This is a genomic window from Streptomyces sp. GLSS-08, from assembly GCF_056387915.1.
Genome location: NZ_JBWJAQ010000010.1, coordinates 124,505 through 146,655, shown reverse-complemented (window position 1 = coordinate 146,655; position 22,151 = coordinate 124,505). Strand labels below are relative to the sequence as shown.

Annotated in this window: 11 protein-coding genes; 8 read left to right on the top strand and 3 right to left on the bottom strand. The window is 73.6% G+C overall.

Annotated features, from left to right (window positions below):
• The first annotated feature begins 1,039 nt into the window (after positions 1-1,039).
• The 3 genes from AC0ZLC_RS19595 (at position 1,040) to ccrA (ending at position 15,017) form a co-directional block, all read left to right on the top strand.
• Positions 1,040-9,817: an amino acid adenylation domain-containing protein gene (locus AC0ZLC_RS19595; RefSeq protein WP_476753262.1), complete on the top strand. Its 8,778-nt coding sequence runs from the start codon at positions 1,040-1,042 to the stop codon at positions 9,815-9,817.
• Positions 9,810-13,682 carry a type I polyketide synthase gene (locus tag AC0ZLC_RS19590; protein WP_476753261.1) on the top strand — a complete coding sequence of 1,291 codons (3,873 nt, stop codon included), beginning with the start codon at positions 9,810-9,812 and terminating at the stop codon, positions 13,680-13,682. Before AC0ZLC_RS19595 ends, AC0ZLC_RS19590 begins: the two co-directional genes overlap by 8 nt.
• Before the next feature lie 105 nt (positions 13,683-13,787).
• Entirely contained in the window at positions 13,788-15,017 is a 1,230-nt protein-coding gene (ccrA, locus tag AC0ZLC_RS19585; RefSeq protein ID WP_476753260.1) for a crotonyl-CoA carboxylase/reductase, read from the top strand.
• 75 nt (positions 15,018-15,092) lie between these two features.
• Here ccrA and AC0ZLC_RS19580 read toward each other — a convergent pair whose 3' ends face one another.
• Genes AC0ZLC_RS19580 through AC0ZLC_RS19570 form a run of 3 tightly spaced genes read right to left on the bottom strand, consistent with a single transcriptional unit; the run spans position 15,093 to position 17,546 of the window.
• Positions 15,093-15,767 (bottom strand): 4'-phosphopantetheinyl transferase, encoded by a 675-nt coding sequence (locus AC0ZLC_RS19580; protein ID WP_476753259.1) that lies wholly within the window; start codon positions 15,765-15,767, stop codon positions 15,093-15,095.
• A 52-nt stretch (positions 15,768-15,819) separates the two neighbouring features.
• Complete coding sequence (locus AC0ZLC_RS19575) at positions 15,820-17,298, bottom strand: class I adenylate-forming enzyme family protein (RefSeq protein WP_476753258.1); 1,479 nt, start codon at positions 17,296-17,298, stop codon at positions 15,820-15,822.
• On the bottom strand, positions 17,298-17,546 hold the full coding sequence (locus AC0ZLC_RS19570; RefSeq protein WP_476753257.1) for an acyl carrier protein: 249 nt from the start codon (positions 17,544-17,546) through the stop codon (positions 17,298-17,300). Before AC0ZLC_RS19570 ends, AC0ZLC_RS19575 begins: the two co-directional genes overlap by 1 nt.
• A gap of 605 nt (positions 17,547-18,151) precedes the next feature.
• Here AC0ZLC_RS19570 and paaA point away from each other — a divergent pair.
• From paaA to AC0ZLC_RS19545, 5 genes are all read left to right on the top strand, one after another.
• Positions 18,152-19,219: a 1,2-phenylacetyl-CoA epoxidase subunit PaaA gene (paaA, locus tag AC0ZLC_RS19565; protein ID WP_476753256.1), complete on the top strand. Its 1,068-nt coding sequence runs from the start codon at positions 18,152-18,154 to the stop codon at positions 19,217-19,219.
• Positions 19,216-19,518, top strand: coding sequence for a 1,2-phenylacetyl-CoA epoxidase subunit PaaB (gene paaB, locus AC0ZLC_RS19560; RefSeq protein WP_476753255.1), 303 nt, complete (start codon positions 19,216-19,218; stop codon positions 19,516-19,518). The genes paaA and paaB overlap by 4 nt, the downstream gene beginning before the upstream one ends.
• Entirely contained in the window at positions 19,511-20,314 is an 804-nt protein-coding gene (gene paaC, locus AC0ZLC_RS19555; protein ID WP_476753254.1) for a 1,2-phenylacetyl-CoA epoxidase subunit PaaC, read from the top strand. The genes paaB and paaC overlap by 8 nt, the downstream gene beginning before the upstream one ends.
• 158 nt (positions 20,315-20,472) lie before the next feature.
• Positions 20,473-20,937 carry a 1,2-phenylacetyl-CoA epoxidase subunit PaaD gene (paaD, locus tag AC0ZLC_RS19550; protein WP_476753394.1) on the top strand — a complete coding sequence of 155 codons (465 nt, stop codon included), beginning with the start codon at positions 20,473-20,475 and terminating at the stop codon, positions 20,935-20,937.
• Between the two features lie 8 nt (positions 20,938-20,945).
• Complete coding sequence (locus AC0ZLC_RS19545) at positions 20,946-22,067, top strand: 2Fe-2S iron-sulfur cluster-binding protein (RefSeq protein WP_476753253.1); 1,122 nt, start codon at positions 20,946-20,948, stop codon at positions 22,065-22,067.
• Positions 22,068-22,151: the final 84 nt, after the last annotated feature.

Sequence of the window (22,151 nt, the reverse complement as noted above, 5' to 3'; positions counted from 1 at the left end):
CTGGTATTCACCGGAAACGGCTGTCGAAGCAACCCTTCACCGCCTCGGGAACCTCCTGCCGACATTCCCGATTCATACTTCCGTCACATGCCGTCCATTCGGGAGGGATTCTCGTCGCCGGACTTTCTCGCACACGTCATTGAGCACCTCCCCGCACCGGGCCGCAAGCCACCGAGACCGGCGGGCCTCGTCCGGCGCGGCCCGTCGCGGTGATCGCGCGGTCCACGTCCGACGCCGGGAGGCGGCCACCGCTCCCCGGGCGCCGGGGCCGTCGAGACGCCGGCTGTTCGAAAGTCTTCGCATCCGTTCGTGGCGGCCGCCGACTCGCACTGGTGCACGGCGGTGCCGCCCCAACGCAGCGGAGTCTTCCACAAACCCTTCACCGATGAGCCGTCGGATCAGCGAAGTTGGCCGATTCACCCCCTCGACGACACGGCAGTCTCGTTGTGGAACGCGATGTTCCGACCGGTTGGCGGAGGTGTCCCCTCCGTGCGGCCGGACCCCCCGGCGCTGCCCGCAGAGGGCCTCGAAACCGCCCCGGACCGGTCACGCCCACCACGATCGATCAAACGACGCGGCGCGTCCCGTGCCCGTTTCGGGGCTTCCGGCCGGGCCGCCCCGCCCGTTCGGGCACACCCGGCGACCCGGGCCCGCAGGCATCCACCGCCCGCGCAACAGGGCCTCGCAAAAGGATGACTGAAATGCAGCCGCACTCCCGGCAGGGCACCTCCGCAGCAGCCGACGCCATTTATCGGGAATTCCACGGGACGCATTCCGTGCAGGCCCGGGCGCCCTTGACTGCCCGACAGGACGTCATGCAAGGTGAAGCGGCGGCAGGCGATCGCAACCGACCACGCGATTCCTGCGCCTTAGCGTGCAACCGTTTCCCCCATCGCATTCACCCCCGCTTTCAGTGGCGCCCGGTACGCCGACTGGCCGGGCCGACGGGCGGGTGGTGGCACCCATAGCGGCCCGCCCGGCCTTGCCGGGCCTCTCCTGAGATCCGTCTGAAGTCAACTCGCCACTGAGGGTTGGTGCCATGTCAGTCCACCAGGACGACCGTCGACCGCTGTCCGGAGCACAGGAGGGCCTCTGGTTCGCCCACCGCCTCGCTCCGGGAAGCGCCGCCTACAACACCGGCGAGTACGTGGAGATCCACGGGCCGCTCGACGCCCATCTGTTCGAGACCGCGCTGCGCCGCACCGTCGGCGAGGCCGACACGTTCGCACTTCGGTTCCCCCACACCGCCGACGGTCCCGTATGCGTGCCGGCCTCGGCACCGGGCGCGTGGCCGCTGCACCGCATCGACGTCAGCGCCTCGGCCGACCCGGCGGCCGCGGCGGAGGAGTGGATCCGGCGCGACCTGACCACCCCGGTGGACATCGAGTCGGGTCCCCTGTTCTCCCACGCCCTGCTGACCCTCGCGGCCGACCGGCACTTCTGGTTCCTGCGCGCGCACCACATCCTGCTGGACGGCTACAGCTACAAGCTCGTCGCACGCCGCCTCGCCGACACCTACACGGCCCTCGCCGCCGGAGAGGAGCCCGGCCCGGCCGGCTTCGAGTCCGTCGCACGCCTCCAGGCCGAAGAGGCGTCCTACCTCGCCTCCGAGCGACACGCACGCGACCGCGAGCACTGGGCGGAGCGGCTGGCCGGACTGCCGGACCCCGTGCGGCTCACCCCGCGCACGGCCGCCCCCACCGCACCCTTCCTGCGCCGCACCGTGGACCTCACGCCCGCCGAGGCGCAGGACCTGTCCGCGTCGGCGGCCCGGCTGGGCGTCTCGCGCACCGACCTCCTCGTCGCCGCGGTCGCCGCCTACCTGCACCGCATGACCGGCGCCGGCGACCTCGTCCTCGGACTGGCCACCATGAGCCGGGTCGGCAGCGCGGCCCTGCGCACGCCGGGCACGGCCTCCGACATCCTGCCGCTGCGGGTGCCGGCCGAGCCCGGGACACCGGCCGGCGAGTTCGTACGGACCGTCGCCGACGAGGTCCGGACGCTGCGCCGGCACCAGCAGTACCGGGGGGAGTTCCTCCGCCGGGATCTGGGACTGCTGGGCAGCGACCGGCGTGTGCACGGACCCGTGGTGAACATCGTGCCCTTCACGGAGGACCTGGTGTTCGCCGGCAGCCCGTCCACCTCCCACCACCTGTCCGGCGGCGCCGTCGAGGACCTGCAGATCTCCGTGCGCCCCGGAGCCGACCCGAACGGACTGTGGCTCGCCTTCGACGCCAACCCCGCGCTGTACGACGAGAGGGAACTCGCCCTGCACCTGGAGCGGTTCCTCCTCGTGCTGCGCCAACTCGCCGACGCCCGACCCGAGATGCCGCTCGCGGACACCTCGATCCTCCTTCCCGGCGAACATCCCCAGGACACCGCCGCCCCGGAGCACACCGTCACCACGACGCTCACCGAACGCTTCGAAGCCCAGGCCGCGCGCGTACCCGGGCGGACGGCCGTCTCCTGCGCGGGTGAAACGCTCAGCTACGCACAACTCAACGCTGAGGCCAACCGGTTGGCACGTCTGCTCGTGGAGCACGGCGCGGGGCCCGGCCGTGTCGTGGCGCTCGCCCTCCCCCGCGGGCTCCGGCTGGTCCCGGCCCTGCTCGCCGTACTCAAGACGGGAGCCGCCTATCTTCCGCTCGACACCGGCCATCCCGCGGAGCGGCTGCGCCTGGTCATGGAGGACGTCGGCCCCGCCGTCCTGGTGACGGACGCCGCCCACGGCGCACAGCTCCCCGCATCGGCGACGCCGTCCGTCGTCCTCGGCGAGCCGGACGTCGACAGGGAGCTGGCGGCACGCCGGCCCGACGACCTCACCGACGCCGAACGCACCGGGGCGACCGGCCCGTCCGACACCGCGTACATCATCCACACCTCGGGCTCCACGGGACGGCCCAAGGGCGTGCCCGTGCCGCATGCCAACGTGGTCCGGCTCTTCGAGGCCGCCTCGGAACACCTCGCGTTCGGTGAGGACGACGTGTGGACCCTCTTCCACTCGTACGCCTTCGACTTCTCCGTGTGGGAGATCTGGGGCCCCCTGCTGCACGGCGGGCGTCTGGTCGTGGTGCCGTACGCGGTGAGCCGCTCCCCCCGTGACTTCCTGCGGCTGCTGCACGACGAGGGAGTCACCGTCCTCAACCAGACCCCCTCGGCCTTCGAGCAGCTGATGCAGGCCGACGCCGAGGACGCCCCGGACGGAGCACGGCCGTCGGCCGGCGCACTGCGGTATGTGATCTTCGGCGGGGAGGCCCTGCGCGCCGGGCGGCTGCGCCCCTGGGCCGGCCGGCACGGGCTGGACGCACCCGCGCTGGTCAACATGTACGGGATCACCGAGACCACCGTGCACGTCACCCACCACCGCGTCACGCGGGCCGACCTGGACGATCCCCACGGGGCGAGCGTCATCGGCCGACCGCTCGCGGACCTGCGCGTCCACGTCCTCGACCCGGCCCGGCGGCCGGTGCCACCCGGCGTGACCGGCGAGATGTACGTCTCGGGCCCGGGCGTCGCACCCGGCTATCTGAACCGTCCGGAGCTGACCGAGGAGCGGTTCGTGCCGGACCCGTTCGGGCTGCCCGGCTCACGCATGTACCGCACCGGTGACCTGGCCCTGCGCCGAGGTGACGGCACCCTCGAATACCTCGGACGTGCCGACCAGCAGGTCAAGATCCGCGGCTTCCGGATCGAGCCCGCCGAGATCGAGGCGGTCCTCGCCCGGCACGCCTGCGTCGCCCGGGCGGCCGTCGTCGCCCGCGACACCGACACCGGCTCCGGCTCCGGCTCCGAGGGCATGGACGGCGGCGGCAGCGGTGGCGTACAGCTCGTCGCCTACGCGGTCCCCGCCGCGGGCCGGCGACCCGCCCCCGCGGAGCTGCGCCGCCATCTCGCCGCGCACCTGCCCGAGCACATGGTCCCGGCGGCCTGCGTGCTGGTCGACGACCTGCCGCTGACCGCCAACGGAAAACTCGACGCCAGGGCCCTGCCGGCGCCCGACTTCGCCGCGTCCGCCGGCGGCGCTCGCCCCGCCACACCCCAACAGGCGCTCGTCTGCGCTCTGTTCGAGGACGTGCTGCGCCTCGCCGAGGACACCGTCGGACCGGACGACAATTTCTTCGACCTGGGCGGGCACTCCCTCCTCGCCACCCGCCTGCTGGCACGGCTGCGTGCCGAGACCGGCATCGACATCCCCATCACCGTTCTGTTCGACACCCCCACGCCGGCCGCCCTCGCGGCCCGGCTCGCCGACGGACGCGAGGGACCGCGGCTGCCGCCCCTCCGGGCCGCCGAACGCCCCGAGCGGGTGCCGCTCTCCTTCGCCCAGGAGCGCATGTGGTTCCTCGACCGGCTGGGCGAGGCGTCCGCGACGTACAACATCCCGCTGGTCGTATCCCTGCGGCACACGCTCGACATCCAGGCGCTGCGGGCCGCCCTCGGCGACGTCGCGGCCCGGCACGAAAGCCTGCGCACGGTGTTCGCGCAGGACGGCGACACCACCTACCAGCGGATCCTCCCGGTCGGTGAACTGCGGCCCGTGCTGCGGGTGGTGGACTGCCCCGCCGAAGAGGTCACCGCCCACGTCGAGGGCGCGCTGCGCCACCGCTTCGACCTGGCCCGCGAAAGCGCTTTGCGGGCCGCCGTCTTCGGCACCGGCACGGACCGCACCCTGCTCCTCCTCCTGCACCACAGCGCGGCCGACGGCTGGTCGCTGCGTCCCCTCGCGGACGACCTGGGCGCCGCCTACCGGGCGCGGCGTGCGGGCGAGGCCCCGTGCTTGGAACCACTGCCGGTGCAGTACGCGGACCACGCCGTCTGGCAGCGTCGGCTGCTGGCACCCGCGCCCGCGGGACCGGGCCGTCTCGAGCAGCTCACGGGATTCTGGCGGGAGGTGCTGGCCGGGCTGCCCGCGGAGAGTTCGCCGCCCTCCGACCGGCCGCGCCCGGAGGTCACCGGCGGCCAGGGCGCGAGCGTGACGGCCACGGTCGACGGCGGCCTGCACCGGAAGCTGCTGCGGCTGGCGGACGCCGAGGACGCCAGCCTGTTCATGGTGCTGCACAGTGCGCTGGCCGCCCTGCTCACCCGCTGGGGCGCCGGTGAGGACGTGGCGATCGGCACGCCGGTCGCCGGCCGCTCCGAGCCCGCACTAGACGACGTGATCGGCCTGCTCACCAATACGCTCGTGCTGCGGACCGACACCTCCGGCGATCCCCGGTTCCGTGAAGTCCTGGCAGCCGCCCGGGAGTTCGACCTGAGAGCGCTGGACCACCAGGAGCTGCCCTTCGACCGTCTGGTGGACGAACTCAACCCGCCGCGCCATCCGGCGCGCCACCCGCTTTTCCAGGTGATGCTGGCCCTCCAGAACAACGAGCGGGCCATGCTGCGGCTCGCGGACGATCACGTTCCGCTGCGTCCGACGCCGACCGGGACCGCCAAGTTCGACCTCTTCGTCGACGTCCTCGAACGGTACGACGCGCAGGACGCGCCCGACGGCCTGGAACTGCACGTCGAGTACGCGACCGACCTCTACGACGCGGGCACCGCCGAGGAGTTCGTCCGGGATCTGCGGGCACTCCTGGACGCCGTGTGCGCCGACCCGGACGTCCGTGTCGGCGCCCTGCCCGCGCCCTCCCGGCGGTCCGTCAGCACGGACACCGACGGCTTCCCCGCGTCCGCCGCGACCGCGCTGGAACGCGAGGCACTGTCCGTCCCCGGTGTCCGGGACGCGGTGGTCCTGTCCGCGCCGGACGGCGGGGCGCCAACGGCCTACGTGGTCCCGCACCGGGCAGGCGCCGCCGACCAGGTGGAACAGGCCCTCGGCGGCGGCGCCCCGGCCCGGATCACCGCGGTGAGCGACCTTCCGCGCACCGCTGACGGTCACCTGGACACCGACGCCCTGCGCACTCTGGTCCCCGTCGACCGGCGGAGCGCGGAGACCTGGCGGCGACAGCTCACCCGCCTCCCCGGCGTCCTCGGGGCGGACGTCCGGGTGGAGGACGTACCCGAGGAACTGGACCGCAGGCACGCCGGCGCTTCCCGGGCCCCCGCCCCGCCCTCGCCGGAACCGGACGGAACCGGGACGCGCACGTCCGCCGTGCCCGCGCTCAGCGAGGGTCCCGTACTGCCGGAGCCGTCGGTACCCGACTGGGCCGGCGCGCTCACCCGTGCGGCCGGCAGGCCCCACGGCGAGATCGTCCACGTACGCGCCGACGGCAGCGAGACGCGGCGCGGTTACGCCTCGCTCGTGGCGGAGGCCTCACGGGTCCTGGCCGGGCTGCGCCGGGCGGGGCTGCGACCGGGTGACCGGGTGATCCTGCAGTGCGGTGACAGTGAGGACTTCGTCGCCGTGCTGTGGGGCTGCATCCTCGGCGGCTTCGTCGCCGTGCCGCTGACCGTGCCCCCCTCCTACGCCACCGCGTCGGCCGCGGTCACCAAGCTCGAAGGCATCTGGCGGATGCTGGACCGCCCCTGGATCGTGGCCTCGCCGGACAGCGAGGCCGGACTGCGGGAACTCGCTGCCCGGCAGGAGTGGCCCGACCTGCGGCTGACCACCGCCGACGTCCTGCGGGACGCCCCCGAGGACCGCGACTGGCATCCCGCGCGGCCGGACGACCTGATCCTGCTGCTCATGACGTCCGGCAGCACCGGCCTGCCGAAGGCCGTACGCCTCACCCATCGCAACGTGCTGACCCGTTCCGCGGCCACCGAGGCCATGAACTCCCTCGGCGAGCGCGATGTCACCCTCAACTGGATCCCGCTGGACCACGTGACCGGTGTGGTGATGTTCCATCTGCGGGACGTCTACCTCGGCTGCCGCCAGGTCCACGCGCCGACCCCGTGGATCCTCCAGGATCCGACGCGCTGGGCGGACCTCGCCCACCGCCACCGGGTCACGGTCACCTGGGCCCCCAACTTCGCCTTCGGGCTCCTCGCCGAGCACGAGGACCGGTTCGGGGACCGCGGGTGGGACCTGTCCCCCATGCGTCTGGTGATGAACGCGGGCGAGGTCGTGGTGGCGTCGGCGGCCCGCCGGTTCCTGCACGCGCTGCGGCCGTTCGGTCTGCCGCAGGACGTCATGCACCCCGGCTGGGGCATGTCCGAGACCTGCTCGGTGGTCACCGACTCCGTCCTGCCGGGCGACCCCCCCGAGCACGACGAGCCGTTCGTCAGCTGTGGCCTGCCCTACCCCGGCTTCGCCATGCGGATCGTCGACGAACAGGACCGGCTCCTCACCGAGGGTGACGTAGGACGGCTCCAGGTGCGGGGCACCTCCGTGACCGGGGGCTACCACGACAACACGCGGGCGAACACCGAGTCGTTCACGGACGACGGCTGGTTCGACACCGGCGACCTGGCGTTCCTGCGCACGGGCGAGCTGTACATCACCGGTCGTGCCAAGGACGTCATCATCGTCAACGGCGTGAACCACTACAGCCATGAGATCGAGGCCTGCGTCGAGGAACTGCCTTCCGTGGTACGGAGTTTCACCGCCGCCTGCGCGGTGCGCTCGGACCCCTCCGCCACCACCGACGAACTCGCCCTGTTCTTCCATCTCGCCCCCGGACAGGACCCGGCGGCCGCGCTGCGGGAGATCGGCGGCAAGGTGACCCGCGAGATCGGGGTCAGTCCCGCCTTCCTCGTCCCCGTCCCGGCCGAGGCGATCCCCAAGACGGAGATCGGCAAGATCCAGCGGACCAAGCTGCGCAAGAGTTTCGAGGCCGGTGAGTTCGACGCGGCGGTGCGCGAGTCCCAGGTGCTGCTCGGCACGGCCGAGACGCTGCCCGACTGGTTCCTGCGTCCCGTGTGGCAGCGTGCCCGCTCCCTGCGTCCGGCCACTCGCCCTGCCGGGCATCACACGCTCGTCCTGGCAGGGGACGACGCGCGCACCGAGAGCACGGTCCGGCACATCGCCGGCCGGCTGCGCGCCGGGGCCGGACTGTGCACGATCGTCACGCACGGCCCGGCGTACGAACGGCTCGACGCCGCCCGCTACCGGGTCCGCCCCGGCAGCGAGAGCGACCTCGCGGCGCTGCTGGCGCACCTGGCGGCGGACGGGCGCGCGGTGGACACCGTCCTGCACCTGACGGCACTGCACGACGGCCACGGCACCGTGCCTCCCGTCGGACAGGACAGCGCCGAGTCACTGCTGGTGCTGGCCCGCTCTCTCGCCGAGCGGCCGGGCCCGCACCGCCAGGTGAACCTCTTCCACGTGACCACCTCCGCCCAGGCCGTCACGGCCGACGAGGTCCCCTCGCTCGCCCACGCCGCCGCGGGGGCCCTGCTCAAGTCGCTGCGGGAGGAGCTGCCGTGGCTGCGGGGCGTCCACCTCGACCTCGCACCCGCCGACGCCGAGGAGGCGGCCGGCACCATCCTCGCCGAGGCCTCGGACCACCCCACCGACGCCGAGGTCGCCTGGCGCGACGGGCACCGGCACGTCCGCCGGCTGGCACCGCTGCCCGATCCGCTCCCCCGCTCCGCGCCGCCCGGGAACGACGGCTTCCATCTCGTCAGCGGCGGTCTGGGCGGGGTCGGCAGCGAGATCGCCGCGCACCTGCTCGGGACACCGGGCACACGGCTCCTGCTCCTCGGCCGCACCCGGCTGCCCGACGAGGCGACCTGGCAGCGGCACCTCGACGACGCGGGACCCGCCGCCGGGCGCATCGAGGCGCTCCAGCGACTGCGCCGGCTCGGCGAGGTCCGCTACGAAGCCGTGGACGTGACCGACGCCGGGCAGGTGCGGCGAGCGGTCCGCGCCGCCGCCGACACGTGGGGCACTGAGCTGACGTCGGTGCTGCACCTGGCCGGAGCCTTCGACGAACGGCCCCTCCACGACCTCTCACCGGCCGACTGGCGGGAGGTGACGGACGCGAAGGTGCGGGGCGCCTGGACCCTGCACCAGGTCGCCGCCGAGCACCCGGTGACCTCCTTCGTCACCTTCTCCTCCGTCAACGGCTACTTCGGCGGCTCGATGAACGCCGCCTACTCCGCGGCCAACGCCTTCCTGGACGGCCTGGCCGTGCACCGGCGCAGGTCCGGACTGCCCGGGCAGAGCCTCGCGTGGAGCATGTGGCGCGAGCGCGGCATGAGCCTCGGCTACCAGCTCGTCTCGCTCACCGAGGCCCGCGGCTACCGGGTCCTGGACGCGGCCGCCGCGCTGCGCTCGTTCGACCTGGCCCGCACCGTCGACGAACCGCACGTCCTGATCGGCGCCGACCGCACGGCGCCCTGGGTACGCAGTCATGTGCTGACCCCCGTACGGCAGTTGCGGCGTCTGAGCGCACGCGTCGGGCTCGACGAAGGCACCGACCTGGGCGCCCTGTACTCGGCCGCGGCGGGCGCCGCCGAGGCGAGCGGGGTCGGCGGTGCCTGGGTGCTGCGCTCGTCGGGCACCGCCGCACAGCCGTCGGACGGTGATCCCGGAGCCGGGGACGAACTGCGCCGGCTGGAGAGCGAACTGGCCGCGCTCTGGTCCACGGTCCTCGGACGCGACCGCGTGGCCCGCGACGAGAACTTCTTCGACCTGGGCGGCAACTCGCTGCTCCTGGTCACCGCGCAGACGACGGTCAACAAGGCGCTGGGCTGCGAGCTGACCGTCGTCGACCTGTTCGCACACCCCACCGTGCGGGCCCTCGCCCGGCACCTGACCGAGCGTGGCGTCACGGCTCCCACGGCTCCGGGTCCGGTCCGGCAGGAGACGCCCGCACCCCCGCCCGCCCCGACGGGTCTGGAGCGGGCCAAGGAACAAGCACAGCGGCAGCGGGCAGCCCGCACGGCACGCCGCTCCGCACGGGAACGGAAGGACCGAGGCCATGCATGAGACGACCGGCCCCCGGGACACTGACGGGACGACGGACCCGCAGGACGGTGGCGCACCCGCCGTCGCCGTGATCGGCATGGCGGCCCGCTTCCCGGGCGCCGACGACGTGGACGCCTTCTGGGACAACCTCGCGAGCGGCCGTGAGTCCATACGCCCGGTGACCGACGAGGAGTTCCTGGCCGCGGGGGGTGATCCGCGCGACCTCGACGACCCCTCGCTCGTGCGCATGGCGTCGGTCGTGGACGGCATCGACCTCTTCGACTCCGGGTTCTTCGGCTACAGCCCCGCCGAGGCCGCCGTCGTCGACCCGCAGCAGCGGCTCCTGCTGGAGACCGCGTACCACGCCCTGGAGGACGCGGGCGGCCCCGGCAGGTCGGGCGCCGGGACGACGGGTGTGTACGCGGGCGGCGGAGACAGCCGCTACTACCCCGCGCACGTGTATCCGCGGTTCGCGGGGCAGCCCGGCACCGTGGAGCTCGTGCACGCGGCCACGGCGAACTCGCTGGGTACGCTCGCCACCCGGCTCTCCTACGAGCTGGGGCTGACCGGGCCGAGCGTGTCGCTCCAGACGGCCTGCTCCACCGCCCTCGTCGCCCTGCACACCGCCTGCCAGGACCTGATCGAGTACCGCTGCGACACCGCTCTCGCCGCCGCGGTCTCCCTCAACCCCGCGGCGTTGCTCGGCTACCGCCACGTGCCCGACGGGCCGTTCTCACCCGACGGGCACTGCCGGGCCTTCGCCGCCGACGCGCGCGGCACCTCCTCGGGCGACGGGGTGGGCGCGGTGGTCCTCAAGCGCCTCGAGGACGCCCTCGCCGACGGCGACCGCATCCGCGCGGTGATCCGCGGGACCGCCGTCAACAACGACGGACGCCGCAAGGTCGGCTTCACCGCCCCGAGCACCGCCGGGCAGACCGAGGTCATCCTCGCGGCGCAGGCCCAGGCCGACGTCGACGCGGACACCATCGGGCTGGTCGAGGCGCACGGCACCGCCACCCGCATCGGCGACCCCATCGAGGTGGCCGCGCTCAGCGAGGCCTTCCGGCAGAGCACCGAGCGGCGCGGGTTCTGTGCCCTCGGGTCGGTGAAGACCAACATCGGACACCTCGGCGCCGCCGCGGGGATCGCCGGATTCATCAAGGCCGTTCTCGCCCTGGAGCACCGCAAGATCCCGCCGAACCTGCACTTCGAACACCCGAATCCGCTCATCGACTTCGCCTCGGGACCGTTCCGCGTGCCCACCACGCTGGAGGACTGGCCCGCGGCCGGCCACCCGCGCCGGGCGGCGGTCAGCGCCTTCGGAGTGGGCGGCACCAACGCGCACGTCATCCTGGAGGAGGCACCCGCCGGCGGCCCGGACGCACCCCGGCCGCCCGAGGACGGCCGGCGGCACGTCCTGCCGCTGTCCGCGCGGACGCCCGGCGCGCTGCGCGGCCAGGCCGACGCCCTGGCCCGGCACCTGCGGACGCGGCCGGACCTGCGCCTGGACGATGTGGCGCACTCGTTGCGGGCCCACCGCCCCGCCCTGCGTCACCGGCTGACCGTCACCGCCGCGTCCGTCGACGAGGCCGTCGCCGCGCTCGGTGCCACAGGACCGGCCGGCCCGCCCGTTCCCGACGAGGCTCCGAAGGTGGCGTTCCTGCTGCCGGGCGGCGGCACCCAGTACCTCGGCATGGGCAGGGAGCTGTACCGCGACCACGACGTCTACCGCGATGCGGTCGACCACTGTGCCCGCATCCTGCGCCCGGTGACCGGGGAGGATCTGCGCACCCCCCTGTTCGAACGCGTCGAGCCCGGCAGCACGTCCGCGTTCCTCGCCCTCGTCGCCACCGAGTACGCGCTCGCCCGCACCCTGATGGAATCCGGTGTGCGTCCCGACGCGCTGATCGGGCATTCGCTCGGCGAGTACACGGCGGCCTGCCTCGCCGGGGTCATGGACCTCGACGAGATGCTGCCGCTGGTCGCGGAACGCATCCGGCTCATCACCTCCGCGGGGGGTGCGACGGTCGGCGTGGCGGCCTCCGCCGAGAGCCTGCTGCCCCTGCTCGACGACGAGCTGTCCCTGGCCGCGGTCAACGGGCCCGCCGCCTGCACCGTCGCCGGGCGGACCGACGCGGTGACCCGGCTGGAGGCGGAACTGGCACGCCGCGACGTGCCGTTCCGCAGGCTGCGCCTGCCCGCCGCCGCCCACTCCCACGTCCTCGACCCCATCCTGGAGACCTTCGCGGGCCACCTGCGTTCCCTCACCCTGCGCCCGCCCCGCATTCCCTACGTCACCAATGTCACCGGCGGCTGGGCCACCGACGCGCAGGCCACCGACATCGGGCACTGGATCGACCACACCCGCCGCACGGTGCGCTTCGCGGACGGCATCACGGCCCTGTGGCAGCGTCACCGTCCCGTCCTGGTCGAGATCGGCCCCGGCGACAGCCTCTGCAAGCTGGCCCGCGCCCAGCTCGCCGCGGAGGAACCGGTCACGGTCACCACCATGCGGCACGCCAAGGCCGACAGCCCCGACGGATTCGTCCTCGCCGAGGCACTGGGCCGGCTGTGGAGCGCGGGCGTCGACACGGCGCTCCCCGACGGCACCGGCACCGAAGCCCCGCCCCGGCATGTCCCGTTGCCCGGCTACGCCTTCGAACGCCACCGGCACTGGATCGACGCGCCGGGCGCCCGCCCCGGCACCGACGCCCGGGAGACGCCCGCCTCCCCCGCGGCCCCGGGCACGGCACTCGCCCCGCGTCCGCGTCTGACCACGCAGCACGTGGCCCCGCGCACCGAACGCGAGCGGGAGGTGACCCGGCTGTGGGAGGAGACGCTCGGTATCGGCGGCGTCGGGATCCACGACAACCTCTTCGACCTCGGCGGTGACTCCATGCGAGCCGTGCTGCTGGCGGGCCGGCTGCGCAGCGCGGGCGTGCTGGACGTGCCCGCCGCCTCGCTGCTGGCCACGCCCACCGTCGCCGGGCTGCTCGCCGCCGCCGGCGACGACACGGCTTCCGACCCGCTGCGGCCGCTGCTCCCGCTGCGTTCCGAGGGTTCCAGGACGCCCCTGTTCTGTGTCCATCCCGGGGCGGGGGTGTCGTGGCGGTACACCGGCCTTCTGCCCCATCTGGGCGCGGAGCAGCCGGTGTTCGGGATCCAGGCCGTCGGTCTCGACGGGACCCGGCCGCCGGCGCCGGACGCCGCGTCCATGGTGGCCTCGTACCTGGACCTGGTCCGCGAGGTCCAGCCCCACGGCCCGTACCGGCTTCTCGGCTGGTCCTACGGCGGATTCGTGGCGCACGCGATGGCCTGCGCGCTCCAGGAGCGGGGCGAGGAGGTGGAGTTGCTCGCCCTGCTGGACGCACCCCTCCCGCAGGGCGCCCTCTACACCCCCGAGGCGGCGGAGCGGCAGGTCGCCGCGCTGCTGATGCGGGTGGCAGGCCTGCCCGTCGGCCCCCAGGGCGACGTGCCCGACGTCGAGTCCGTCCTCGACCGCCTAGGGGCGGACCCGACCACCGGGGCGGCGGACTCCGGCCGGGAGGCGGCGGACTCCGGGGAGGTGACCGCACCGGTGACACGCGAGCAGGCGGCCGCGATCGCCGCCGTCATGCGCAACAACCTGCGTATCGCACCGGAGTTCACCCCCGGTGTCTTCCGCGGAGACGTGCTGTTCTTCAGCGCGCTGGAGGAACCGTCCACGGCGTCGGCTCCGGCCGACCTCGCCCTCACCCCCGGCAAGGCGGACCGCTGGCGTCCCCATGTCGAAGGCCGGCTCGACGACCACACGGTGCCGTGCGGCCACTACGAGATGACCGAACCCGAACCGATCGCCAGGATCGGCGCGGTCGTCGCCAAGGCGCTGCGTCCGGCGTCCGACTGAAGCACCGCGCGCCGGTCCCAAGCCCCGTTCCCCCACGCCGGACGCACCCCGGCGGTCGGCCGGTTCCGCGACCGTCGACGCCCCGACCCGCTCAGGAGATCACCCGTGACCTTGTCCCAGGACCTCTACGAACTCGGTGACGCACCCGACCTCGGTACCGCGCCCAAGCGGATGTACGCCTCCCTCATCCGCCGTGAGCGCTACGGACAGCCGCGCGACGCCTTCCGCACCGAGGTGGTGGACGTTCCGCCGGTCCGCCGCGGCCAGGTCCTGGTCAAGGTGATGGCGGCGGGCGTCAACTACAACAACGTCTGGGCCGCGCTCGGTTCACCGCTGGACGTCATCGCCGCGCGGCAGAAGGCGGGCGCCACGGAGGACTTCCACATCGGCGGCTCCGATCTGTCCGGCATCGTCTGGGCCGTCGGTGAGGACGTCCGCGGTGTCCGGCTCGGCGACGAGGTGGTCGTGCTGGCCAGCCGCTGGGACGAGTCGGCACAGGACATCCGGCTGGGCGGCGACCCGGCCGCCTCCACGACGCAGCGGGTGTGGGGATACGAGGAGAACTACGGTTCCTTCGCCCAGTTCGCGGTGGTCGACGACTACATGTGCCACCCCAAGCCGGCCAGGCTGTCGTGGGCGGCGGCGTCCTGCTACATGGCGACGGCCGCCACCGCCTACCGTCAGCTGTTCGGCTGGCCGCCGCACACCGTCAGGCCCGGCGACGCCGTGCTGGTCTGGGGCGGTGCGGGCGGTCTCGGCAGCATCGCCATCCAGCTCGTACGGCACGTGGGCGGCATCCCGGTCGCGGTGGTCTCCAGCCGGGAACGCGGCGAGTTCTGCGTGAAGCTGGGCGCCGAGGGATACATCGACCGGCGGGAGTTCGACCACTGGGGGCGGCTGCCGGACGCGTCGGACGAGGCCGCCATGGCGCGCTGGCTGGCCGGGGCCCGGGCCTTCGGGCGACGCTTCTGGGAGGTGCTGGGGGAGCGCCGGGCACCCCGGATCGTGCTGGAGCACTCCGGAGCCGACACCATCCCGACCTCGGTCTACCTGTGCGACAACGCGGGCATGGTCGTCATCTGCGGCGGCACCACCGGCTACAACGGCGACGTGGACCTCCGCTTCCTGTGGATGCGGCAGAAGCGCCTCCAGGGTTCGCACGTCGCCGACGCCCGCGAAGGGCGGGAGATCACCAGGCTGATCGACCAGGGCATCATCGACCCGTGCCTGTCGCGGACGTTCGGCTTCGAGGAGATCGGCCTGGCCCACCAGCTCATCCACGACAACCAGCACCCCGCCGGGAACATGGCGGTACTGGTGAACGCGCCCGCCTAGGACTGTCCGCAGACGGTGAGAGGCCGACGACGCGAAGTCATCGGCCTCTCACCTCGACAAGTGCGATGTCGGACGCTACGGACACACCCAGCTGAAAACCCCCGTCGCGACCTTGCGGACACGGACGTCGACGCCGGTGCCCGAGCCGCCGCGGGCCTCGATCCTGAAGCCGGCCCGAGTGGGTACGGCTCGCAGGTCCCGCAGGGTTCCGGGAGGGGGTGCCGCGCCCGCACCGGTGTCCCCGGCCCCGTGCGACGGGAGGCCGCAAAAGGCTTTCCAGGCCGCCTCCTTGGCGGAGAAGAGCGTCAGCAACCGGGCGGGCACGAGGGCCGGGCCGGCGGCGTGCAGCCAGTCCTCCTCGTCCTCGCGCAGCACGAACCGCGAGGCGGTCGGCGGCAGTTCACGCAGCTCCAGGTCGCAGCCCGGCGCACCGGACCGCCCCGGGCCGCGCGCCACCGACACCGCGACGCCCGCGCTGTGGGTGATCGACGCCGCCAGCCCAGGCGGGAACACGGGCAGCCGGCCGGCCCGGGGGATGTCACCGCAGTCGAGCCCCACCGAACGCAGCGCCCGCCGGGCGGCGAGCCGTCCGGCCAGGAACTCGCGTCTGCGGCGCGGGATCATCCCGGCCACCGCCGCGGCCTCGGCGGGCCCGGCGGGACGCGCCGCCGCCTCCGATTCCAGAGCGACCCCCAGGCCGAGGCCCGCGGCGGCGAGCGGTGCCCGCAGACGCGCCAACTCGGCCCTCACGTACGGCGGAAGGGAAACGCCGGCCCGGGCCCGCGGCCGGGTGTCCACGGCGTCAGGCCCGCAGCAGTTTCTTGATGATCTTCCCGGCGGGATTGCGCGGCACCTGCTCGATGAACTCGATCCTCCGGGGCCTCTTGTAGGGCGCGAGGTTCTCCGCGACGTGCCGCAGCAGGTCGGACGGGGCCGTGCCCTCCGCGGCGACGACGTACGCGAGCGGCATCTCTCCGTAGTCCTCGTCCGCGACGCCCACGACCGCCGCGTCCCGGACAGCGGGGTGGGTCATGAGCACGCGTTCGATCTCCGAGGGGTACACGTTCTGGCCGGCCCGGATGATCACGTCCTTGCTCCGGTCGACTAGGTGGATGCGTCCGCCCTCGTCCAGGTAGCCGAGGTCGCCCGTGAGGATCCAGCCGTCGAGGGTCACTTCGCGGGTGGCCTCGGGGTCGTTCCAGTAGCCCTGCATGATGCCCGGCCCGCGGACGATGATCTCGCCCATCTCCCCGCGCGGCACCTCCCGTCCCCGCTCGTCCACCGCGCGCGCGGACATCCCGGGGATGACACGCCCGCACGGGATGCGTGCGCTCACGTCGCCGGGCTCGGGGTGTTCGTCGGGGCCGAGGGTGACGAAGGGGCCGCCCACCTCCGTCATGCCGTACACCTGGCGGAAGCCGCAGCCGAGGCGGTCGACGGCGTCGGCGTACACGTCGAGGGGCATCGGGGCGGCGCCGTAGAGGATCTCGCGGAGGGAGGACAGGTCGGTACGGTGCGAGGCCTTCGCCTGGAGCATGAACCGCAGCATCTGCGGGACCAGCCACACGTGGGTTGCCCGGTGCCGTTCGACGGCCGCGAGGGCACGCTGAGGCGTGAAGCCCGGCATCAGCACCACGGTGGCACCCGCGGCCAGGTAGGTGAGCGACACCAGCATGCTGCCGTGGTACAGCGGGCAGCAGTTGACCATCACGATGTCGTCGGTGGGGCGGGCCTGCACCAGCCAGCCGAGCGAGATGGCACGGAACGACGCCTCGTCGACGGTGACGCCCTTGGCCTGTCCCGTGGTGGCAGAGGTGTGCAGGACGGCGATCGGTGCGGTGTCGGGAACGTCGGGCAGGTCACGGTGATCGGCCACCGTGCCGAGCGCTTCGAACACGGGCTTGTCGAACGCCATCCGGATCCGCACGGTCGCAGGCAGCGAGGTGTGCCGGTCCAGCAGTTCGGATTCCCCCAGCACCGCGACGGCGCCGACCCGTTCGATGATGCCGGCCACCTCGGGCACGGCCAGGCTGTGGTTGAGCGGCACGAACAGCGCACCGAGCCGGGCGAGCGCGAAGTAGCTCTCCAGCACCTCGATCCGGTCCTGGGAGAGGACGGCGACGCGGTCACCCGCCTCGATCCCGAGCTCCGCCAGGCCGCGGGCGAGTTCGACCGTACGGTCGTCGAACTGCGCCCAGGTGACGCTGCGCCGCTCGTCGACCAGCGCGGTGCGGTCGGGGAAGCACTGGCGGTTGCGTTCCACCAGCTGCGTCAGCCACATCAGGCACCGCCGGAGGTTCCGGCGACGGTGTGCTCGGCGACGAAGCGCTCGTAGTCGGCGATCGTGTGCAGCTTCTCCATGTCCTCGGCGGTGATCTCCACGCCCGTCCGCTGTTCGACGAGCAGGACCAGGCGCACCAGGTCACCCGAGTCGATGCCGCTGCCGGCGAGGTCGACGTCGTCGCCGATGGCGTCGGCGTACTCGGCCGTACCGGTGAGTTCGACCAGCAACGTCCTGATGGTGCTCATGGTGTCCCCTTTCGCGGTGCCGCGGCCGGCCGTCGTCGCGGCCGAGCCCGTGTGTCGCAAGAAGAAGAGGCGCACGAGCCGTCACGCACTCCCCCACCCCCCGGGTGACGTTCGTCACGCGCCCGGGCGGGACGGCCGGGGATAGCGCGGCTGCCCGGCGCCCTCTCTTCTCGGTGAGGGTTGCGTCCCCGGCCCGCGTGGCACGACGGCCGGCGGGCGATCACAGTCGAGGGAGTGGTGATGCCGGTGCCCAGGCAGTGCGTACGGGTCGGGACGGTGGGCGGGAGGACGACCGCGGGCCGGACCGGCACCGCGATCCGGACCGCCGGCGCGAACGGACCCGCCAACCGGAGCGGCGCCGACGCGAACGGACCCACGAACCGGAGCGGCACCGCGAACGGACCCACGAACCCGAGCGGCACCGCGAACGGACCCACGAACCCGAGCGGCACCGCGAACGGACCCACGAACCCGAGCGGCACCGCGAACGGACCCACGAACCCGAGCGGCACCGCCGACGGGATCGCCGTCCCCGGACGGAGCGGCAGCACGGTCCGGCCCGGCACCGCCATGACCTGCGCCGGGCGAAGCGGGGAGGGGCCGGTATGAGCGCGGCGCCGAACACGGCCGACCCGGCCGCCCCCGCCTCGGAGGCGGAACTCGCCGCCCGCTTCGAGGCACTGCTGAGCGCGGGCGAGACGGTCGAGCCGCGGGACTGGATGCCCGACGGCTACCGGCGCATGCTGATCCGTCAGATCGCCCAGCACGCCCACTCCGAGATCATCGGCATGCAGCCCGAGGGCTCCTGGCTCACCCGGGCGCCCTCCCTGCACCGCAAGTCGGTGCTGATCGCGAAGGTCCAGGACGAGGCCGGCCACGGCATGTACCTCTACTCGGCCGCCGAGACCCTCGGGGTGGACCGCGCCGACCTGCTGGACGCCCTGCACCGGGGACAGCAGCGCTACGCGGCCACCTTCAACCACGCGGCGCTCACATGGGCCGACACGGGAGCCATCGCCTGGCTCACGGACGGCGCCGCGGTGATCAACCAGGCGCCGCTGTGCCACACCTCGTACGGGCCCTACGCGCGTGCGATGCGCCGGGTCTGCCAGGAGGAGGCCTTCCACGTACGGCAGGGGTACGACCTGCTGCGGTCGCTGTGCGAGGGCACGCCCGCGCAGCGCGAGATGGCCCAGGACGCCGTGAACCGGTGGTGGCTGCCCGCGGTGGCGCTCATGTTCGGGCCGCCCGACACGGTCGCCGGAGGCGCCGACGCGCGCACGGCGGCGCTGGGTGCGGCCGTGTCGCGCCGGGCCATCGCCTGGGGCATCAAGCGGCACACCAACGACGAGCTGCGTCAGCGCTTCGTCGACCACTGCGTGCCGCAGGCCGAGCGTCTCGGTCTGACCCTCCCCGACGCGAACATCCGGTGGAACGAGGAACGCGGACACTACGGCTTCGGTCCCATCGACTGGGAGGTCTACCGCGGTGCCCTCGCCGACGACTCGCACTGTGCCCGCCGGCGGCTGGCGCACCGGGTCGCGGCGCACGAGGACGGTGCCTGGGTCAGGGAGGCCGCCGCCGCGTACGCGGCCCGCGGGCCCCTCGACGCACCGGACGCGGCGGACCCGGACGACCAGGGTGCCGGCCGTACGAGGGAGCCGGCCGCATGAGCGCCGCGGGTACGGGAGCACCGGCGTCCTGGGAGGTCTTCCTGCGTCCGCGCCGTGGGCTGTCCCACCAGCACGTGGGGTCCGTGCGCGCGAGCGACCCGGACATGGCCCTGGCCCACGCCAGGGATCTCTACACACGGCGGGGCGATCCGCTGTCCCTGTGGGTCGTCCGCTCGGACGCGGTGCACACCGTGTCCCCCGACGAGCACGACCCGTACTTCAGCAACGCCCGCCACAAGCCCTACCGCTACCCCGAGCAGTACGCGTCGCCGACGGAGGGAGGCGAACACGATGACTGAGACGTACGACGCCACCGCCCCGGCGCCCTCGCGTGGGGGCACCGAGGACGGGGATCTCGCCCAATTCACCCTGTGTCTCGGCGACGACGCCCTGATCCTCGGGCAGCGGCTGTGCCAGTGGATCACGCGGGCGCCGACGATCGAGGAGGATCTGGCGCTGTCCAACATCGCCCTCGACCTCGTCGGCCACGCCCGCGCCCTGCTGGCGTGGAGCGGACGGCTGGACGGCAGCGAACGCTCCGAGGACGACCTCGCCTTCGGCCGCACGGAGCGCGAGTTCCGCAACGCCCTCCTCCTGGAGCTGCCAGGCGGTGACTTCGCCGCGACCGTGGCCCGCCAGCTCGCGTACACCCACTACGCCGTACTGCTCTACGAGGCGCTGGCCGGCTCCGCCGACCGGGAGCTGGCCGCCTTCGCGGTGCGGGCCGCGAAGGAAACGGGCTACCACCGCCTGCACGCCGACAACTGGACGGTGCGGCTGGGTCTCGGCACGGCGGAGAGCGCCCGCCGCATGCAGGCCGGCCTGGACCGTGTGTGGCCCTACACGGCCGAGCTGTTCGACGAGGACGACGCGGTGCGCCGGCTCGTCGGGACCGGGACGGTCCCCTCTGCCGGTCCGCTGCGGACGGGCTGGCAGGAGAGTGTCGCCGCCGTCGTGACCCGGGCCGGGCTTGCCGTGCCCGCACCCGCCTGGACCGCGCGTGGCGGACGCGAGGGCCTGCACACCGAGGACTTCGCCCCGCTCATCGCCGAAATGCAGTCGGTGCACCGGCAGTTCCCGGGAGGCACCTGGTGACCGGCCCGAACCACGCCCCGGCAACCGGCCCGACCCTCCCGCTCACTTCTTGCCCGCCCACCACCGGCCCGGCCCTCCCGGCCGCGTGCCCGTCGGCGCCGGACCCCGGTGCCGACCGGGAACGCCCGGCCGCCTCCGGCCGCCGGGACGTCGCGGAGGTGCGGGCCCGCGTGGAGGCGCTCCCGGATCCCGAGCTGCCGATGATCAGCCTCGGTGAACTGGGGGTGATCCACTCCGTCGCCGCGGCAGCCGACGGAAGCCTGGAGGTGGAGCTCGTCCCGACGTTCCTGGGGTGCCCGGCGCTGCACGCCATCGCCTCCGCCGTCGAGGAGGTCCTCATGGACTGCGGCCACACCGACGGCCGCGTGCGCCACGTGCTGGCACCGGCCTGGAGCACGGACCGCATCACGCCGTCGGGCCGCGCCAAGCTCGCCGCCCACGGCATCGCCCCGCCCGCTCCCCGGAACGCGCCCCAGCCGGTGCGCCTCGGACTCGGCGTGCCCTGCCCGCACTGCGGCTCACACGCCACCCGGCCGCACAGCCCCTTCGGGCCCGCACGCTGCCAGTCCATGCTGCGGTGCACGGCCTGCCGGGAGACCTTTCCCCACCTGACGGCGATGTGAGACGACCCATGAACCCAGTGCCCGTCGCACAGCACAGCGGCCCGCTCGACGCCCACGGGACCGGGGACCGCCGCACCGGCTGGTTCCGGCTCCCCGTCACCGGGCTCGACCGCCTGACGGACAACGCGGTGGCCGTCACGCTGGACGTCCCCGAAGCCCTCGCCACCACCTTCGCCCACCGGCCGGGCCAGCACGTCGTCGTACGGCACCGGCGCGACGGCGGTGAACTGCGCCGCAGTTACTCGATCTGCCCGCCGCCCGACGCGCCGGACGCCCTCCGCCTGGTCGTCCAGCGCAACACCCCGGACGGCTTCGGCAACTACGCGCTGTCGGAACTGAAGGAGGGGGACCGGCTCGAACTCTCCCCGCCGGGCGGCCGGTTCGGCCTGCCCGGCAGCACCGGCGGGCACCACGTCCTGATCGCGGGCGGCAGCGGCGTCACGCCCCTCGCGCCCATGGCCGCCACGGCCCTGCGTGAGGACCCCGGCTGCCGCGTCTCGCTGATCCATGCGGTGCGCAGCGCGGGCGACGCTCTCCTGTCGGACGAACTCGCCGTCCTCAAGGACGCGTTCGTCGACCGGCTCACGGTGCTGTACGTCCTCTCGCGCGAACGCCGCGAGAGCGACCTGTTCACCGGGCGCGTCGACGCGCCGAAACTGCTGCGTCTGCTCGCACTGCTTGACGTACGCCCCGGCTCTCCCACGACGTTCGCTCTGTGCGGGCCGTACGGACTGCTCCGGACCGTGAGCACGACGCTCGCCGCGTGGGGCGCGCCCCCGGACCGTGTGCGCTCGGAGCTGTTCTCCGCCGCCGGGGCGCCGGCCGAGCCGGCCCCTGCCGCGGCGGTCCCCCGGGGCCGGGTGACGGCGGTGCTCGGCGGCCGCACCAGCGTCGTCACCGTGCTGCCGCAGGACGAGGTGATCCTCGACGCCGTGCTCCGTCAGCGCCCCGAGGCGCCGTACGCCTGCCGCGACGGTGTGTGCGGCAGCTGCCGGGCGAAGGTGACGCGGGGAGCAGTGACGCTGGGGTCCCAGCACGCCCTGGACGCCCGCGACCTGGCGGCGGGCTACACACTCGCCTGCCGTGCCCGCCCGCGCACCGACGACCTCACGCTGGACTTCGACGCCTGACCGCCGTCCCGCCCTCGATCCCCGTCCCTTTCCGTCCCCTCGTTCCCCATTCCACGTTCCACTTTCCACTTTCCAGCGAAGGAG

Excerpts from the sequence above, each read along its gene's own strand:
- AC0ZLC_RS19595 (WP_476753262.1), top strand. The coding sequence starts at position 1,040 with ATGTCAGTCCACCAGGACGACCGTCGACCGCTGTCCGGAGCACAGGAG.
- AC0ZLC_RS19590 (WP_476753261.1), top strand. The coding sequence starts at position 9,810 with ATGCATGAGACGACCGGCCCCCGGGACACTGACGGGACGACGGACCCG.
- AC0ZLC_RS19575 (WP_476753258.1), bottom strand. The coding sequence starts at position 17,298 with ATGTGGCTGACGCAGCTGGTGGAACGCAACCGCCAGTGCTTCCCCGAC.
- AC0ZLC_RS19570 (WP_476753257.1), bottom strand. The coding sequence starts at position 17,546 with ATGAGCACCATCAGGACGTTGCTGGTCGAACTCACCGGTACGGCCGAG.
- paaA (WP_476753256.1), top strand. The coding sequence starts at position 18,152 with ATGAGCGCGGCGCCGAACACGGCCGACCCGGCCGCCCCCGCCTCGGAG.
- paaB (WP_476753255.1), top strand. The coding sequence starts at position 19,216 with ATGAGCGCCGCGGGTACGGGAGCACCGGCGTCCTGGGAGGTCTTCCTG.
- paaC (WP_476753254.1), top strand. The coding sequence starts at position 19,511 with ATGACTGAGACGTACGACGCCACCGCCCCGGCGCCCTCGCGTGGGGGC.
- AC0ZLC_RS19545 (WP_476753253.1), top strand. The coding sequence starts at position 20,946 with ATGAACCCAGTGCCCGTCGCACAGCACAGCGGCCCGCTCGACGCCCAC.